14 protein-coding genes and 3 tRNA genes are annotated in these 16,327 nt (G+C 70.0%); 8 read left to right on the forward strand and 9 right to left on the reverse strand.

Annotation, left to right across the window (positions count from 1 at the left end; genetic code table 11):
- The first annotated feature begins 7 nt into the window (after positions 1-7).
- Together AB0E90_RS41265 and AB0E90_RS41270 are read left to right on the forward strand one after the other, a co-directional pair.
- Entirely contained in the window at positions 8-256 is a 249-nt protein-coding gene (locus tag AB0E90_RS41265; protein WP_360417752.1) for a hypothetical protein, read from the forward strand.
- Between the two features lie 64 nt (positions 257-320).
- Entirely contained in the window at positions 321-1,016 is a 696-nt protein-coding gene (locus AB0E90_RS41270; RefSeq protein ID WP_360417753.1) for a hypothetical protein, read from the forward strand.
- Here the strand turns inward: AB0E90_RS41270 and AB0E90_RS41275 are convergent.
- The 5 genes from AB0E90_RS41275 to AB0E90_RS41295 form a co-directional block, all read right to left on the reverse strand.
- Positions 992-3,550, reverse strand: coding sequence for a sugar-binding protein (locus tag AB0E90_RS41275; RefSeq protein WP_360417754.1), 2,559 nt, complete (start codon positions 3,548-3,550; stop codon positions 992-994). The two genes, AB0E90_RS41270 and AB0E90_RS41275, sit on opposite strands and share 25 nt — an antisense overlap.
- 239 nt (positions 3,551-3,789) lie before the next feature.
- Positions 3,790-5,010 (reverse strand): FAD-dependent monooxygenase, encoded by a 1,221-nt coding sequence (locus AB0E90_RS41280; protein ID WP_360417755.1) that lies wholly within the window; start codon positions 5,008-5,010, stop codon positions 3,790-3,792.
- A 411-nt stretch (positions 5,011-5,421) separates the two neighbouring features.
- Positions 5,422-5,493 (reverse strand) — tRNA-Val (locus tag AB0E90_RS41285).
- A gap of 13 nt (positions 5,494-5,506) precedes the next feature.
- Positions 5,507-5,577, reverse strand: a tRNA-Cys gene (locus tag AB0E90_RS41290).
- A 36-nt stretch (positions 5,578-5,613) separates the two neighbouring features.
- Positions 5,614-5,686 (reverse strand) — tRNA-Gly (locus tag AB0E90_RS41295).
- A gap of 183 nt (positions 5,687-5,869) precedes the next feature.
- Between AB0E90_RS41295 and AB0E90_RS41300 the strand changes: the two genes are divergently transcribed.
- Positions 5,870-7,048, forward strand: a complete 1,179-nt coding sequence (locus AB0E90_RS41300) for a GNAT family N-acetyltransferase (RefSeq protein WP_360417756.1) — start codon at positions 5,870-5,872, stop codon at positions 7,046-7,048.
- Positions 7,049-7,061: 13 nt separating this feature from the next.
- On the opposite strand, the gene AB0E90_RS41305 is transcribed toward AB0E90_RS41300, so the two are convergent.
- From AB0E90_RS41305 to AB0E90_RS41315, 3 genes are read right to left on the reverse strand one after another with little or no spacing between them, the layout of a single operon-like run.
- Positions 7,062-7,790 (reverse strand): FAD:protein FMN transferase, encoded by a 729-nt coding sequence (locus AB0E90_RS41305; protein ID WP_360417775.1) that lies wholly within the window; start codon positions 7,788-7,790, stop codon positions 7,062-7,064.
- A 32-nt stretch (positions 7,791-7,822) separates the two neighbouring features.
- Positions 7,823-8,335, reverse strand: coding sequence for an FMN-binding protein (locus tag AB0E90_RS41310; RefSeq protein ID WP_360417757.1), 513 nt, complete (start codon positions 8,333-8,335; stop codon positions 7,823-7,825).
- Positions 8,336-8,355: 20 nt separating this feature from the next.
- Positions 8,356-9,921, reverse strand: a complete 1,566-nt coding sequence (locus AB0E90_RS41315) for a ferric reductase-like transmembrane domain-containing protein (protein WP_360417758.1) — start codon at positions 9,919-9,921, stop codon at positions 8,356-8,358.
- Positions 9,922-10,237: 316 nt separating this feature from the next.
- On the opposite strand from AB0E90_RS41315, the gene cbiE reads away from it, so the two are divergent.
- From cbiE to AB0E90_RS41340, 5 genes are all read left to right on the forward strand, one after another.
- Complete coding sequence (gene cbiE, locus AB0E90_RS41320; protein ID WP_360417759.1) at positions 10,238-11,446, forward strand: precorrin-6y C5,15-methyltransferase (decarboxylating) subunit CbiE; 1,209 nt, start codon at positions 10,238-10,240, stop codon at positions 11,444-11,446.
- Positions 11,443-12,186 carry a precorrin-4 C(11)-methyltransferase gene (gene cobM / locus AB0E90_RS41325; RefSeq protein ID WP_360417760.1) on the forward strand — a complete coding sequence of 248 codons (744 nt, stop codon included), beginning with the start codon at positions 11,443-11,445 and terminating at the stop codon, positions 12,184-12,186. Before cbiE ends, cobM begins: the two co-directional genes overlap by 4 nt.
- A gap of 74 nt (positions 12,187-12,260) precedes the next feature.
- Entirely contained in the window at positions 12,261-12,812 is a 552-nt protein-coding gene (locus AB0E90_RS41330; RefSeq protein ID WP_360417761.1) for an RNA polymerase sigma factor, read from the forward strand.
- Entirely contained in the window at positions 12,809-13,933 is a 1,125-nt protein-coding gene (locus AB0E90_RS41335; protein WP_360417762.1) for a CU044_5270 family protein, read from the forward strand. The genes AB0E90_RS41330 and AB0E90_RS41335 overlap by 4 nt, the downstream gene beginning before the upstream one ends.
- A gap of 331 nt (positions 13,934-14,264) precedes the next feature.
- Positions 14,265-15,812 (forward strand): pectate lyase, encoded by a 1,548-nt coding sequence (locus AB0E90_RS41340; protein WP_360417763.1) that lies wholly within the window; start codon positions 14,265-14,267, stop codon positions 15,810-15,812.
- A gap of 156 nt (positions 15,813-15,968) precedes the next feature.
- Here the strand turns inward: AB0E90_RS41340 and AB0E90_RS41345 are convergent.
- Positions 15,969-16,327: hypothetical protein (locus tag AB0E90_RS41345; protein ID WP_360417764.1), on the reverse strand; the 359-nt coding region annotated here is incomplete at its 5' end.

The following is a 16,327-nucleotide window of genomic DNA, read 5'->3' on the forward strand; positions in this document are numbered from 1 at the left end:
ATTGCTTGTGTACGGCAATTTGCTCCCGAAGGCCGGATTGATCGTCTCCACCGCCGGCGTCACCCTGACCGTCTACAAGGTGACCTGGCTGGTCATCGGCCTTTTCGTGATCGGCGGCGCGCTGATCACGCTGTCGAAATTCTTCCCCCGGGTGGCGATGGAGCCACTACCGGAAACCGGCTCGTCGTCCCACGCGCGATGGCGCTGGCGCATCACCGTCAACGGCTTCCGGGCCGGCGGACGCCACCGTCGATGAATCAGGGGCATCTCGGGGGAAGGCCTGATCTTTCGGACGCCTGGTTGCGGCCAGACTCCACCGCATGAGAATTCTTCGAAAGCTCGGCGCCGTCACCGTCGCCGCGGCCCTGGCGACGGTGACGCTCGCCGCCCCGGCTTTCGCCCATGCGGTACCCGACCCGAGCGATCCGGCCTCGTACGACTTCTCCGACTGCCCCACCCTGCCCGCTGACCTGGACCCGGCCCGATGGCGGTGCGAAGTGCACCTGGCCACCGGTGAGATCACCCTCGGCCGGGTCCGGATCAGCGGCATTCCGATGCGGCTGGTGCACGCCGAGGGGCCGCTGGCCGACGGCACCACCGGCCAGGTCTTCGGCGGGCTCCAGTCCCGCCCGACGGCCGTGCCCGGCGACCACCGGCTGACCATGCAGGTCCGCTACGCGGGGTATGCCGACCTCGTCGGGAACGGCCCCGACCCGGGCGGTCTCTACCTGATGCTCAGCGTTCGCGGGCCGGGCCTGGGCGACCACTGCACGATCGGCGCCCGGACCGACCCGATCAAGACGCACGCCGCCCGGCTGGGTGACACCTCCACCATCCCGACCGACCCGCCGATCAAGCAGTTCACCCTGCAGGACACCGCCTTCACGGCGCCGGCCGTCAGCGGCTGCCACGGCCGTGACCGCCGGCTCGACGCGCAGCTCGGGCTCCCGGCCACCACCGGCAACACGCTCACGCTGCAGGCCGCGTACACCTACCGGATGTATTCCTCCCGCTGACGCACGCCGACCGCGTCGACCACCAGCGTCCCGGCGGTCACCTCGAGGGTGACCGTGTGTCTGCCGCGCGGCAGGTCGCGTACCTCAAAGGTCTGTTGGAAGTTGGTGGACGCCGTGGTCGGCCGGTCGGTTGCGACCCGCTCGCCGTCGACGACGACGTCGAGCCGGGCGCTGCCGTCGTTGGGACCGGTGATGTCCAGGCCGGAGCCGGTGAACGTGTACGTGAGCGTGGCGCCGGGAGCCTGGCTGGTCGATGCGGAGCGCATGTACTCGTACATGCCGCGGCCGTTGGCGTGCCGCCAGTCGCCGCCGTAGACCAGGTGGTTCATCTCCAGGTTGTCGAGAAGCGCCGAGTAATAAGGACGGTGGCCCGGCACCCGTTCGATCCGCAGGTTGTCGAACCGGGTGTAGTGGAAGCCGCTGGCGAGATCGACCCGGCCGGACAGGAACGGAGCGCTGTCGCGGTAGTCGAACACCTGCTGGCCGTCGACGAAGCCGGCCACCTGGTCGCCGATCACCCGGATCGCCAGCCGGTGCCATCCGGCCGCGTCGAACTCCGCCAGCACGCCAGTGGAGACCGTCGTGCCGGTGCGGCGGAACTGCCAGCTGCCGTCCGATCCCAGCCGCAGCGCGTACGGCGTGCCGGCCAGGCTGTGCGAGTTGCCGCCACCGGTCGAACGAGCGCCGATGGCCGCGTAGTTGTCGGCGGCCGGCGCGCGGTCGAAACGCACGTCGACGCTCGCCTGATAGTCGGTCCACCGCAGGTCGCCGACGCCGGTGATCGGGTCGGCGTCGTTCCACGCGCGGCCGACCCCGGTGGCCGCCCGATCGACCTGCTGGCGCAGCACGTAGTTCCCGTGCTCGGCCCGAATCGCCTCGAACGCGCCGTTCCGGTCCCACGTGTACAGCGGGTCGGCGCCGGTGTCGCCGCCGCGCGAGTCGACGAAGCCGGTCCGCCGCTTCGTGACGCGGCCGCCCGCGCCGATCACCGGCACGGTCTTGCCGCGGTAGTCGAACCCGTCCGCCCAGAGCACGCCGTGCGCGGGATCGGCGTCCAGCACCGGCCGCTCACCCTCGACCGGCAACGGCGCGGTCCACTCCGGGTCCCGGCTCACGTCCAGCGAGGTGGCGGTGACGACGGAGTACGGCTTGACCTCGACGGTGTAGGCGCCGTCCGCACCGGCCGCGATGTCGCTGACGTGCCTCTTGTAGTTCGCGTCGAAGGCCTCACCCGGATCCGCCGCCCTGGTCTCCCAGGTGGCGAGCGTGGGGTTCGTGCCCAGCCGGAACCCGGTCGGGGTGATCCGGTACGTCCGCGCATATTCGGAGTCGTTCACGATCACCGTCGAGAAGTCCGACGCGTCCGGCGCCGCCATGGTCAGGTAGTCGGGCCGGCCGTTGCGCCCGACCACCGGATTGGTGCCGGTGGCGGTGGTGGCGCTGGCCTGCGGCACGGCCCGCCAGATCCCGGCGGTGTTCGTGCCGTTCTCCCAGCCGGCCTTCGCAAAGCTGGTGAAGTGCTGCAGCACGGCGAGACCGGCGTCGTAGTGCATCCATCCCGACCAGGGGTCGCGGGCCGAGACGAGCTCCTTGAAGGCGTACTGACCGCCCTCGTAGAACGAGCCGATCGCCGGCTGGTAGACGAAGTGCGTCCGCCGCGAGTTCACGAAGCCCTTGACGACCGTGTTGGCCATCTCCAGCGAGCCACCGGACCCACCGATGCCGGTGCCCGGCACGGTCGGGTCGGGGGTGTTGTTGTTCGGCCGGAACGCCGAGTTGCTGAACGTGGCCTGAGCCTCGCTGTTCCAGACCTCTTTGTCGTAGTCCTCGGCGAGCCGCGTGAAGTTGCCGCCGCTGTCGTCGTCGGTGTTGTAGTGGTAGCCCGCCACCGCGACCGCCGAACGCAGATCGGCATCGCCGACCATCGAGGGCCCGAAGCTGCCGATGCCCGCCTCGTCCGAGATCACCATCTTGATGCGGTGGTAGCGGTCCGCCTCACCGGGCCGGAAGCCGGCCGCATCCGTCCGCACCAGGTCCGCGTACCGCTTCGTCCACCCCAGATCCGCGGCGGCCTCGTTCACGCCCGGGTTGACGTAGTCGACCATGAAGCCGTAGGCGCGGTAGGCCGCGAGGATCGTGTCCTTGTACCACTGGTAGATCTTGTCGTTGGTGTCCGCCCAGGCCGGCGCGTTCCAGCGCAGAATGCTGACCTTGAGATCCGGGTTGACCTTCTTGGCGTCCGCGGCCAGCTGGAAACCCGGCGCCCGCGCGACGTTGACCGGCTCGGTCTCCCACCGCATGGTGGCCGGGTCCGGCCCGGTCGAGTTGTTCCGGTCATTGCCCATCTCGATCTTGACGTGCGTCATGATCGGGTGCGCGCCACCGAACAGAACCCGCAGCAGCCGCGCATAGCTGGCGGGATGCTGAGCCTTGTAGTCGAGCAGAAGCGCGCTGGTGCTGTTCGCGCTCAACACCCCAAAGCCCTTGAACGTCAAGCCGTTGACGTTGCTCGCAGCGATGTCACCGGCGTTCACCGCGACATCGATAGCCTGCTCGACGTCGGGAGCCGGTGCGGCTGTCGCGCGCGCGGGCGCGATCACTCCACACCAGAGCAGACACACAGCAGCGGCGGTGGTCATGCGCCTTCGTCTCATGACGGCCCATCCTGATCCGAGGGGGTATTCGGCAGGAATCTATCGATGGACATCAGTCGCTTGAATCAACCGAACAGATCCGTTCAAGAACGTTCACATCCGTCCCCGCAAAAAGATCTTCAGTGCGTTGTGCGCTCCAGGTGCGCGTAGTCAGGCAGATCGATGTGGTCGGCGGGTGGAGTGAACAGGCGGCCGCCGAGCCGGCCGGCGACAGGCGTGGCCGCCAGGCGTAGCGCGGTGTGGAAGACGGCGAGGCCGGCGCGGGTGCGGGGGTTCGCAATGCGGGGAACGCCGGGCGGGAGATGCTGGGCCTGATCGACGTACGGGCGCATGACCCGCTCGTACCCGGCGAAGGCTTCCCGGAGGTCGGCGTGTGCGGCCAGCTCGCCGGCCAGGACGTAGGCGCCGACGATGGCCAGGCTGGTGCCCATGCCGCTGACCGGGGTGGCGCACCAGGCGGCGTCGCCGAGGAGCGCTGTTCGGCCGCTTGCCCAACGGGGCGCCCGAACCTGAGCGATGGACTCGAAGTACATGTCGTCGGCGTCGTCCAGCGCGTCGAGGATCCGGCGGGCCTGCCACCCGGCGTCCTGGAACTGCTCGCGCAACCGGGCCTGGTGGTCGGCGGCCGAGCGCCGCTCGTGCCAGGTGCCGGCGCGGTGGTCGTAGATGATCGAGGACAGGAACGCGCGGGTCGTGCCATGCCGGTCCGGGCGCAGGGTCACGCCCCGGCCGCCCGGTGCGGTGTACCAGTTCCACCAGTCGTTGTCGCCGTCGCCGCGCGGGATGGTCAAGTAGGTAATCTCCATGCCGAGCGGCCGGATGGTCACCGGCCCGGCGACCGCGAGCCGCCTGGTCGACGACCGCAGCCCGTCCGCGGCGACGACGAGGTCAAAGCGCTCCTGCGAACCACTGGCGAACGTGACGACGACATCGGAACCGGTGTCGTCAAGGGCCGCGATCTCGTCGCCGTAGCGGTACTCGGTGCACCCAGCGGTCGCGTCGACAAGGATCCGGGCGAGGTCACCCCGCAGGACCTCGACCTCCGCGGTCGCGCCCGCGGTGTCCGATCGCTGAGCGGGAAACTCCGCCACCACCCGCCCGTCCCGGCCGAGGAAGCGCGTGCCGACCTCACCGGTGGTCGCCTCCCGGACGGCGTCCTCGAGCCCGGCCCGCCGCAGCACCTGCCGGGCCGCACCGCGCACGTCGATGTTCTGCCCACCGGCACGGAACTCCGGCGCCCGCTCCACCACAGTGGTGTCCCACCCGTACCGATTCAGCCAGTACGCAAGCGCAGGCCCAGCAATGCTCGCACCCGCAATAAGAACAGCCGGCCGCGTCATGACGATCCCCCCGGAAACAACGGTCGAGCGAGCCCCGGCCCACCGCCCGAGTACCCCACGCCATCCGGCTTACGCCACGCGAATGCCCGCCCGGCAGCAAACAACCCGCGCCAAGACCACGGACCAGTGACCCGGAGCAAACGAGCGTTCAGCGCCGCAGAACAGGTTCCCCTCCGGATCGCCCAGGTCCCCCGCGGCAACGAAGCCAGCCGACCTACGGGGCCGGTCGCCGGCTGCCGGGCGCCCAAAGCTAGAGCGAAGAAAGCGGGCCCACACCGCACCACCCACCGCGACCACACCACTCACCGCGACCATCGCACCGTGGGGTTTCAGGGGGCTCGGCCCCCTGAGCAGAAATGACGAGCGCCCCCGGTCCGCGCTTTTTGCGGACAGGGGGCACTCAGGTGCTCGTGGGCGATACTGGGATCGAACCAGTGACCTCTTCCGTGTCAAGGAAGCGCGCTCCCGCTGCGCCAATCGCCCTTGGCTTTCGCCGAGGTGGAGACGGGATTTGAACCCGTGTACACGGCTTTGCAGGCCGTTGCCTCGCCTCTCGGCCACTCCACCGAGCTGGCCCGCACGTAACCTGCGAAGGCCTCTCCGAGCGGACGACGGGATTCGAACCCGCGACCCTCACCTTGGCAAGGTGATGCGCTACCAGCTGCGCTACGTCCGCTTGTCTCTCCTGGGCGCTTGCGCTCCCTGGCGACGGATGAAACCTTAGCCTGTTGCCCTCCGGCTTGCCAAACCGGGGTGCCCCGGGCGCGTCGCCACCCGTACGCAAGCTGGTGTTTCGGGGTTATCCACAGCTTGGAGAACTGGCGCGCACGCCGCCGGCCTCCCGGTGTTGGATGAGTCCATGGAATTCCGGCAGATCAGCGCGGCCGAGCGCACGGCGACGATGTTCCCGCTGCAGACCTATGCGTTCAGTCCTTCTCCGTGGTCCCCGGCGGATGAGGAGGCCTATCGCGGGCGCATGCGCTTCTTCGAGACGACGGTCAACCTGATCGCCGAGGAGAGCGGGCAGACGCTGGCCGGGGTGGCCGCCCTGCGCATGCGGGAAAACGTGCGCGGCCTCGTGCACGACATGGCCGGGGTTGCCTCGGTGTCGACGCATCCGTCGGCCCGGCGCCGGGGGCTGGTGCGTGAGCTGATGCAGCGGCTGCTGCGGCAGATGCGCGAGGAGGGCTGCGCCGTGAGCGCGCTCTACCCGTTCCGGCCGAGCTTCTACGCCAAGTTCGGCTTCGTGGGCATCCCGCGGCATCGCATCGCGACGTTCGCCCCGGAGGGGCTCGCTCACCTGGTGCGGGCGGAGCTTCCCGGCGAGGTGGAGCGGTTGCCGATGAGCGAGGCCTTCGAGGACTACGACGAGGTGATCCAGCACCAGCTGGCACGCCGGCACGGGTTCGCGGTCTTCGACGAGGTGCGCGCGGCCGAGTTGCGCGACATGAAGTCGTGGGTGGCGGTGGCCCGGTCGGGCGGTGAGGTGGTGGGCGCGGTTCGCTACGTGATCGAGGCGCACGGCGGCGACCTGGTCGCGCAAGACCTGCATTGCACCGGGCCGCTGGGGCGGGCGCTGCTGCTCCAGTTCTTCGCCCGGCACGTCGACCAGGTGGCCCGGGTCTCGGTCCGGCTCAGCACCGATGACGTGCCCGAGCTGTGGGGCGTCGACTTCGAGGTGACCGTCGAGGGCCGGGTCGACAACCCGACCGACAACGCCCCGATGGTGCGGGTGCTCGACATGGAGGCGCTGTCCGGTTCGCAGGCCGGGCCGGGCGAGGTGACCGTCGAGATCGCCGGCGACGAGCTGATCGGCGGGGTCTGGCAGCTGAGCTCGTCCGGCGGCGTCCTCGGCGTGGAGAAGGGCGGCACCCCGTCGGCCACGCTGAGCGCGGCCGGCTTCAGCGCTCTGCTCTACGGCGTTCTCGACCCGGTCGAGGTCTTCACCCGTGGCCTGGGCGAGTTCTCCCCGGAGGCGATCCCCACGCTGACCGAGATGTTCCCCCGCCAGATGCCCTACCTGTTCGCCGACTTCTAGGCGGCCAGGAATGTCAGACAGCGGCGGGGAGGTGGGCGGAGCTGAAGGCGCGGCCGTCGTCGGTGACGACCGCCGACTCGTAACCGTCGGTAGACAGCTTGGCGAGCCAGTTCAGGCCAGCCTCGCCCATGGCCAGGGCGGCGGTGGCATAAGCGTCGGCCAGCGCCAAGCTGGGCCCGACGACCGTGACCGAGCGCAGGCCCCGGGCCGGCAGGCCGGTGCGTGGGTTGAGGACGTGATCGCCGCGTTCGTAGGTGCCGGAGGTGGCCACGGCGCCGTCGGAAACGGCGAGCACCCAGCTGACCTTGTCGGCCTCCCACGGGTGGCGGATGCCGACCCGCCACGGGCCGCCCTCGGGGTGGGTGCCGCGCATGCGGATGTCGCCGCCGGCGTTGATGTAGTGGTTGGCCGAACCGGCGGCCAGCAGGCGCTCCGAGGCGACCTCGACCGACCAGCCCTTCACGTAGCCGGACGGGTCGAGCGGGCCCAGGGCGTAGGCGTCGAAGTAACCGTCCGTGTCCTGCCAGAGGTCGGCGCAGGCGGACAGGACGTGGCGCAGGTCGGCCGAGCAGTCGGCGGCCGTCAGCTCGCCGCGGCGCATGCGGCTGACCTCGCTGTCCTCCTTGTACGTGGAGAACCGTGCGTCGACCTCATGAAGCCAGGCGCACACGTCGTCGATCAGCGAACGGAGCGCAGGCGCCGGGCGGTCGTCGGCCAGCTCGATGCTGACCGCCGTACCCATCACCTGCTCGACGTGACGCACAGCCGGTGACCCTACGCCTTGGCGGAGTCCAACGCCGCCTGGAGCGACTCCTTGTACGACTGGCTGGTGTAGGTGGCTCCGGACACCGCCGCCACGTCGGCGCTCTGCTTCTGCAGCGTCTCCTGCTTCAGCTTGGCGACCGCGCCGGGGTTGATCGTCGCGCTGTTGCCGGTGACTGGATAGGTGGCCTCGGCCGCCGTGATCTTTCCGTCTTCGATCTTGATGGAGACCTGGATGGTTCCATAGATGTTCTGCGAGCCCTTGCCCTTGAAGACGCCCGCCTTCAGGCCGTTCTTCGCGGCGTCGTCGTCCGATTTGTCGGACGACGACGCGGCTTTCGAAGACGACGAGGCGGCCGGCTTCTTCGCCGGCGCTTTGCCGGAGGCGGACGCCGAGGGAGTGCTGTCGACCAGGTCGACGGCCGGCGGTGCGGCGATGGCCGCCGGTTGCACGCTCAAGCGCACCCCCACGATCAGGGCTGCGCCGGTGAGGGTGCCCACAGCTGCGGCGGTACTGCGTCGCATCGCAAAATCTCCTCTACAAGCTAAAACTCGAACGGGTCCAGGTGAAGCTGGCTATCCGGCACGTCGATTTCCCGCAGCACCGCCACCGCCGTCTCGACGAGACCGGGCGGCCCGCACAGGTAGACGTCGCGCCGGCTGACATCGGGCACCAGCCCGAGCAGCCCCTGCGGCGTGAACAGCCGCCGCGGGCCGGGGTCGTTGCGCGACCCGACGATGTACCGGACCCAGGCGTCCCGCCGCTCGGCGAGTTCTTCGAGCTCGCCGCGGAAGACGAGCTCGTCGGGACGGGACGCCCGGTAGATCACGATCGTGTCCGGCGGCATGTCCTCGAGCAGGGCCCGGATTGGCGCAATGCCGCTGCCGCCGGCGATCAACAAGGCCCGGCGACGGGTACGCCGTTGAGCCGTGAACGTTCCGAACGGCCCTTCCGCCCACACCGGCGTGCCGGGCTGCATCATGCCCAGCCGCGAGGTGTGGCCGCCGACGGCGGTGACGGTGAGTCGCAGCCACTCGGAGTTCGGCGCCGCCGACAGCGAGAACGGGTGCGACTGCCACCAGCCGTTGCGGGTCAGAAAGCGCCACCGCATGAACTGGCCGGCCTGCGCGGGCAGCTTGTCGAGCTTCTTGCCGTCGATGTAGATCGAGAACGTGTTGGCGCCCTCGGCGACGACCTCGGCGACCTCGAAGCGGTGCCGCACGTTCAGCCAGAGCGGCTCGACCAGGCGGCCCCAGACCAGCGCCGCGATCACCAGGGCGGTGAGAGCGGGCCAGAACACCGAGGCGAACTTGCCGCTCAGGTCGGCGCCGGTGGCGACCTGGTGGCCGTAGCCGAGGAGCAGAACCAGGTAGCCGGTGAGGTGGATGAGGTGCCACAGCTCGTACGGCAGCTTCTGCCTGGCCGCCCGGATCGAGATGAGGCTGATCACCACCAGGATGATCGTGGCGGCCGTCGCCTTGAGCATGTCCGGGAACGTGGTGATGATCGTCCAGCCCTGGTCGACCACGCCGGTTCCGCCGGTCATCGCATAGCCGTAGACGATGAAGACGATGTGCGCGAGCACGAACGTCACCAGTGACGTGCCCAGCCAGCGATGCCAGCGCAGCAGGTCGCGGGCGCCCACCCACTCCTCGAGCCAGGAGACCCGGCTCATCATCAGCAGTTGGATGAAGAGGAGGTAGCCGGCGGTCAGGCCGGTGATCCGCCCGGCCGCGAGCATCAGGGTGGCGGTGTCGTTGACCGCGCCGGCCTGCGTGTCGAACAGCCACAGCGAGACGCTGGTGGCCAGCCCGGAGAAGAACAGCAGCACGACGAGCAGCCGGTTTCCGCTGACGGCCTCGGCCGGCGGCCGGTCGTCGGGGATGGGCGGCTGGGCCGGCCCACTGGCCTTCCAGCCGGTCGGGTCGGTGTTCGACTCGACCAGGATGTCGCTGCGCCGGTACGGGTCGTCCACCTCGGCATCGGCGATGTAGGTGTCCCAGTTCCGCGGCTGGTGGTCGTCGATCTCGGGAACGGCCCGCCGGTCGGTGGCCCGTTCGTCCTCCGCACCCCACGGGTCGACGGGCGCCGGCATACGCGGGTCCGACATCCGCGTACCGGTCACGTAGGGTGATTTAGGCACATCCCACGCATCGTCGTCCTCGGGCACGGAGCGGAGGTCGGCGAAGAACTGTGCGTCTTCGTCACCTGGGTAGCGCTGATCACGAGGGGCCGAATAACTCGGCCGTCCTTGCGCCATCGTCCTCACCTGTCCGGCGGTCGTCGGTCGGCGCCTCCCACCCCCTGCGGGCGGCGTGACGACCCGATCTCGGGGAGTCGTCTGGTGGAAGTACGCAGCGAGGTTCGGCATCGCTCAACCCGGAGGCAGAAAATCTCAGCTCACAGCTGGGCGATAGGTTCACGGCATGCGTGACGAATCCCCCGGCCTGGTCACGGTGGTCGGCATCGGCGCCGGCGGCTGGTCAGATCTTGGGCGTACGGGTCGGAGCGCGCTCGCCGAGGCCGAGGTCATCTTCGGCAGTTCCCGGCAGTTGGAGCTGCTCCCCCCGGAGATCACCGCCGCCCGCACCCGCTGGCCCTCGCCGCTGCTCGACGCCCTGCCGGGCCTGTTCGACGACCGCCGCGACCAGCGGATATGCGTCCTGGCCAGCGGAGACCCGATGTTCCACGGCATCGGCGCGACGCTGGTGCGTCTGCTGGGGCCCGATCGCGTACGCGTGGAACCGCACCCCTCCGCGGCGTCCCTCGCCGCCGCCCGGATGGGCTGGCCGCTCGCCGAGACCGACTTGCTGAGCCTGGTCACCGCCGATGCGGCCGCCGTGCGCCGGCTGCTCAACCCCGGCGGCCGGCTCCTGCTCCTGTCCCGCGATGCGGAAACGCCGGCCCGGATCGCGGCCGTGCTGACCGAAGCCGGCTTCGGCGCGGCGCGACTGACCGTGCTGGAACAGCTGGGCGGCCCGGGCGAGCGCCGGGTCGAGGGCACGGCCGCCGGCTGGTCGCACGAGGTCGACCCGCTCAACGTGATCGCCGTCGACTGCGGCGACGGCCCCGCCCTGGGCGTCGTGCCGGGACTGCCGGATGACGCGTACGCAAGCGATGGTCAACTCACCAAGCGTGAGGTCCGCGCCGTGACCCTGGCGTTGCTGGCGCCGGTTCCCGGCGCTCTGCTCTGGGACGTCGGCGGCGGCTCGGGCAGCATCGGCATCGAGTGGATGCGCAGCCACCCGTCCTGCCGGGCGATCACGATCGAGCCCGACCCGGCACGCTGCGCAACCATCCGCGCGAACGCGCACACGCTGGGTGTCCCGTCGCTGCACGTGGTCGAGGGTCGCGCCCCCGCCGCGCTGGCCGGCCTGCCCACGCCCGGCACGGTCTTCATCGGCGGCGGCCTGACCCGCGACGGCGTGCTCGACGCGTGCCTGGCCGCGCTGGGCCCCGGCGGCCGCCTGGTGGCGAACGCGGTGACGGTGGAGTCGGAGGCGGTGGTGGCCGCCGCGCACGCCAAGCTGGGCGGCGAGCTGACCCGCCTGTCGGTGAGCCGGGGTTCGCCGGTCGGCGGTTTCACCGGGTGGAGGACGATGATGCCGGTGACGATCTGGTCGGTGACGGTATGACGGTCCACTTCATCGGCGCCGGGCCGGGCGCCGCCGACCTGATCACGGTGCGCGGCCAGCGCCTGATCGTCGCGTCGCCGGTCTGCCTGTACGCCGGCAGCCTGGTCCCGCCGGAGCTCCTGGAGATCTGCCCACCCGGCACCCGCCAGGTCGACACCTCCGGCCTGACCCTGGACGAGATCATCGCCGAGCTGGTCGCGGCGGATAAATCGGGCGTGGACGTGGCCCGGCTGCATTCCGGCGACCCGTCCGTCTTCAGCGCGATCGCCGAGCAGATGCGCCGCCTCGACGCCGCCGGCGTCCCCTACGACGTGACCCCGGGCGTCCCGGCCTTCGCCGCCGCCGCGGCGTCCCTGGGCCGTGAGCTGACCGTCCCCGGCGTGGCCCAGACCGTGATCCTGACCCGGACCGCCGAGCGCGCGACCGCGATGCCCCCCGGCGAGGACCTGACCACGCTGGCCGCCAGCCGTTCCACGATGGTGCTGCACCTGGCGGTCCAGCGCATCGACGCGGTGGTGGCCGAGCTACTGCCGGCCTACGGCCCCGACTGCCCGGTCGCGGTGGTGGCCAAGGCCAGCCGCCCCGACGAGCAGATCCTGCGGGCCTCGCTCGGGGAGATCGCCGCCCTCGTGAAGGAGGCCGGCATCCGCCGCACCGCGGTGATCGTCGTCGGCCCGGCCCTGACCGCCGACCAGTTCCCGGACAGCCACCTCTACTCGTCGGACCGCTGCCGCACCTAGAAGTCGGCGGTAAGAAATCGGTGCTCCGGCGCATTCCTCAGTGACAGCACACCTTCACTAAGGACGGCCCATCTGTGGCAGACCCGGAGAATGCGCAGGAATTCACCGCGCTGTACGCCGAGAACCACCGACGTGTGTACGCCTACGCCGTCGCCCGCGCCGGCTGGTCCCTCGCCGACGAGGTGGTGGCCGAGACGTTCCTCGTCGCCTGGCGGCGTTTCGCACAAATGCCGGGCGGCGCGGCCTTGCCGTGGCTTCTCGGCGTCGCTCGCAACGTGATCCGTGAACGATTCCGCGACGAGGAACGGCAGCGAGCCATCGCCGCCGAGATGCTGGCGTGGGCGGCCGACACGCCCGATGTCGCCGACGGCGTCGCCGAACGATCAGCGGTCCTGGCCGCGCTCGCCGGCCTGTCGGAGAACGACCGGGAGGCCCTGACCCTGATCGCCTGGGACGGGCTTTCGCCCCGCGCGGCGGCCCGGGTCGTGAACTGCTCCGCCGCCGCGTTCCTGGTGCGCCTGCACCGGGCCCGCAAGCGTCTCACCCAGGCCGTGACGGCCGCCCAGTCCCCCACCACCCGGTCGTTGACGACGCGGCCGGTCATCGCCAAGGAGCCGAGCCGATGAAGAACGACCTCGACGTGATGAAGACCCTCGCCGACGCGCGGCCGGCGCGGCTGGACCCGCCCGGCCGGCCGGCACTCCCGTTCGCTCTGACCGACGTGGCCGCTCCCGCGCGCCGCTCCCGGCGGTTCCGGGCCGCCGCCCTGATCCCGGCCGGCGGGCTCGCGGCCGCGGCCGTCGCCGCGGTCGTGGTGGTCGCGATCGACTCGGGCGGCCCGACGCCGAGCGGGCCCGGGACGTCCACCGAGGCGGCACGCCCGCTGACCGCGTCCCAGATCCTGCTCACCGCGGCCGAGCACAGCAGCCAGGACGCACCCGGCGCGGGACGTTATCTGGTCGTCCGGACGGAGAGCGGGTCGGTGCTCACCGTCGGTTCCGGCACCTCGACGTACGAGATGACGGACCGGTCGTCGTACGAAAGCTGGTTGTCCCGTTCGGGCAAGGAATCATCCGCGGTGATCTCTCAGGACCTCGGCATGACGCCGCTCACGCCCGCCGATGCCGCCGCCTGGCGCGCCGCGGGATCGCCCGGTCAGGTGCTGGTCGGCAAGCCGCTGCCGTCCGGCAAGCTCGGCCCCGGCTCCCCGGTCAGCACCGCCGGCGGCCCGCGGCGCCGCTCCTCGTCGGAGGGCGCCGACATGTACGCCTTCGGCGGCACGAACATCTCCGTACGCGATCTCGAGAAGCTCCCGGCCGATCCGGCCGCGCTGCGGACCGCGTTGCTGAAGAACTTCGACGGCGGCGGCGGTGACATGCCCACCGACCGGGAGCAGTGGCTCCTGACCGTCGCGTCCACCCTGATCGTCGACATCCCGGTCAGCGGCCCGGTCCGGGCGGCGGCGTTCCGCCTGATCGCCGGCCTGGACGGCGTGCGCTCCCTGGGCGCCGTGGCCGACCAGCGCGGGCGCACCGGCCAGGGCTTCGCCTTCACCTCGGTGAGCGCGGCCGGCGGCTCGATCGAGCGGCGCTTCGTGATCGACTCCGCGAGCGGGCGGGCGCTCGGCGAGGAGTCGCGCGTGCTGCGCCCGTCCGGGACGACCGCCCGGCTCGAGCCCGGAAGCCTCCTCGGTTACCGCGTTGTCCTCGACCAGAAGACCACCGACGAGGTGCCGCCGGCTTCCTAGACGTCTTTAGTTGTCGCCACGCGAGGTCCCCGGGTCACCCCGGGGACCTCGCTGACTCACGGCACGTAGATCTTCTTGCTGGTCGCCGCCTGGAAGCCGGCCGGGCCGCCCCGGTAACGCGCCCGCCACCAGCCGGAGGGGGCTCGGTCAGCCGGCCCTCGAACGCGTAGCCGCCCTCCCCGGATTGATCCACATCGGAAATGAGTGGTTCATTTGCCCGTAATACGGGCAGCTCCTTGCGACCGCATAGACACCTTCCTATTCTCACTGGGGAAAGCGCTTTCCTGTGCGCGACCGGACGCGCCATCCCCGACTAGGAGAGTGGGACGAAATGAAACGATCAGTCGCTACGCGGCTGTTGGTTGCGGGTGGCACCGCAGCCGTCGCCGGTGCGGTCGCCCTCGCCGCACCGTCGCTCCAGGCTTCCGCCGCGGCCGTCGGCAGCGCCACCGGATATGCCAGCCAGAACGGCGGCACCACCGGCGGCAACGGCGGGACGACGGTCCGCGCCACCACCGGCACCGCGATCCACACCGCCCTGTGCAACCGGGCCAGCAGCAGCACGCCGATCACCATCGAGGTGGAAGGCACGATCAACCACGGCAACACCACCAAGGTGTCCGGCGACAGCTGCAACACCGCCGCCGACAAGATCGAGCTCAAGGAAATCAGCAACGTCACGATCATCGGCGTCGGCAGTGGCGCGATCTTCGACCAGCTCGGCATCCACATCCGCGACTCGAGCAACATCATCATCCAGAACGTGACCGTCCGGAACGTCAAGAAGTCCGGCTCGCCCACCTCCAACGGCGGCGACGCCATCGGCATGGAGAGCACGGTCCGCAACGTCTGGGTCGACCACGTCAACCTCGAGGCCTCGGGCGGCGAGGACGCCGGTTACGACGGTCTGTTCGACATGAAGGACAACACGCAGTACGTCACGTTGTCCTACAGCAAGCTGAGCAACTCCGGCCGCGGCGGTCTGATCGGCTCCAGCGAGACCGACACCACCAACGGCTACGTCACGTTCCACCACAACCTTTACACCAACATCGATTCCCGTACGCCGTTGCTGCGCGGCGGCATCGCGCACATCTACAACAACTCGTACGTGAGCCTGAACGAGTCCGGCATCAACTCCCGGGCCGGCGCCAAGGCCAAAGTCGAGAACAACTACTTCAAGAACTCGATGAACGTCCTAGGCACCTTCTACACCGACGCGGCCGGCTACTGGCAGGCCAGCGGCAACATCCTCGACAACGTGACCTGGTCGGCCGCCGACGACGAGACCAACCCCGCGGGCCCGAGCATGCCGTCCAACACCACGGTCAGCATCCCGTACGCGTACTCCCTCGACAACGCGGCCTGCGTCCCCGCCCTGGTCACCGCGACGGCCGGCGCAAACACCGGCATCAAGACGTCAACCGGCAGCTGCTCGTCACAGAACCCGACAACCAGCCCCACGACGTCAACCCCCACCACCTCGCCCACAACCGCCCCGACCACCGCCCCAACCACCGCGCCAAGCGGAACCAACCTCAGCATCGGCGCCGGCGCCGACGGCTCCAGCAAGGCCAGCGGCACGAGCTACGGCAACGTGATCGACGGCAGCACATCGACCTACTGGTCCCCGAACGGCTCAACCGGCTACGTCTCGGTCAAGTGGAGCGCAGCCAAGTCGATCAGCCGCCTCAACATCACCGGCTCCGGCATAACCTCCTGGCAGGTAAAGAACGGCGACACCGGCACCGTCCTGAAAACCGGCACCGCAATCGGCACCATCACCTTCACCGCAACCTCCGCAAAGAAGATCACCTTCGAAATCCTGAGCGCCTCCGGCACCCCCCGGATAACCGAATTCGAAACCTACGCCTCATAAACACGCACGGGGCCGCCGACCAAGGCGGCCCCACCCGTGCGGCCCAAACCCCACCACGCGCCGACAACGCCAGTTCAACAAACTGCCCGCAATTCAAATCTCGCCTACCACATTCCGCCGCCCTGCATCACGCTGGTCATCAGCCAGCGGGCAAGCTCAACCGATTGCGCGCCACACATCCGCGTTCCCATTCGCCGCCAGAAAACATTTTCCGTAGCTTCGCAAAAGGCCCGCAGAAAGCAATTTGAGCCGCCTCAGAAACGACTGCGGCCGCGCATCGATGCGATTTTGGCTCCCGATTGTCGAAACGGCGGTTCCGGCCAGCTTCCTGGATAACGCGGTGCGGCCGGTGACGCGGTGCGGCCGGTGACGCGGTGCGGCCGGTGACGCGGTGCGGCCGGTGACGCGGTGCGGCCGGTGACGCGGTGCGGCCGGTGACGCGGTGCGGCCGGTGACGCGGTGCGGCCGGTGACGCGGTGCGGCCGGTGACGCGGTGCGGCCGGTGACGCGGTGCG

Source organism: Actinoplanes sp. NPDC026619 (genome assembly GCF_040638295.1).
Lineage (GTDB): Bacteria > Actinomycetota > Actinomycetes > Mycobacteriales > Micromonosporaceae > Actinoplanes.

Bases quoted from the DNA above. Each gene is read 5' to 3' on its own strand.
- AB0E90_RS41270 (WP_360417753.1), top strand. From the start codon at position 321: ATGAGAATTCTTCGAAAGCTCGGCGCCGTCACCGTCGCCGCGGCCCTG.
- AB0E90_RS41280 (WP_360417755.1), bottom strand. From the start codon at position 5,010: ATGACGCGGCCGGCTGTTCTTATTGCGGGTGCGAGCATTGCTGGGCCT.
- AB0E90_RS41300 (WP_360417756.1), top strand. From the start codon at position 5,870: ATGGAATTCCGGCAGATCAGCGCGGCCGAGCGCACGGCGACGATGTTC.
- AB0E90_RS41305 (WP_360417775.1), bottom strand. From the start codon at position 7,790: ATGGGTACGGCGGTCAGCATCGAGCTGGCCGACGACCGCCCGGCGCCT.
- AB0E90_RS41310 (WP_360417757.1), bottom strand. From the start codon at position 8,335: ATGCGACGCAGTACCGCCGCAGCTGTGGGCACCCTCACCGGCGCAGCC.
- AB0E90_RS41315 (WP_360417758.1), bottom strand. From the start codon at position 9,921: ATGTCGGACCCGCGTATGCCGGCGCCCGTCGACCCGTGGGGTGCGGAG.
- cbiE (WP_360417759.1), top strand. From the start codon at position 10,238: ATGCGTGACGAATCCCCCGGCCTGGTCACGGTGGTCGGCATCGGCGCC.
- cobM (WP_360417760.1), top strand. From the start codon at position 11,443: ATGACGGTCCACTTCATCGGCGCCGGGCCGGGCGCCGCCGACCTGATC.
- AB0E90_RS41335 (WP_360417762.1), top strand. From the start codon at position 12,809: ATGAAGAACGACCTCGACGTGATGAAGACCCTCGCCGACGCGCGGCCG.
- AB0E90_RS41340 (WP_360417763.1), top strand. From the start codon at position 14,265: ATGAAACGATCAGTCGCTACGCGGCTGTTGGTTGCGGGTGGCACCGCA.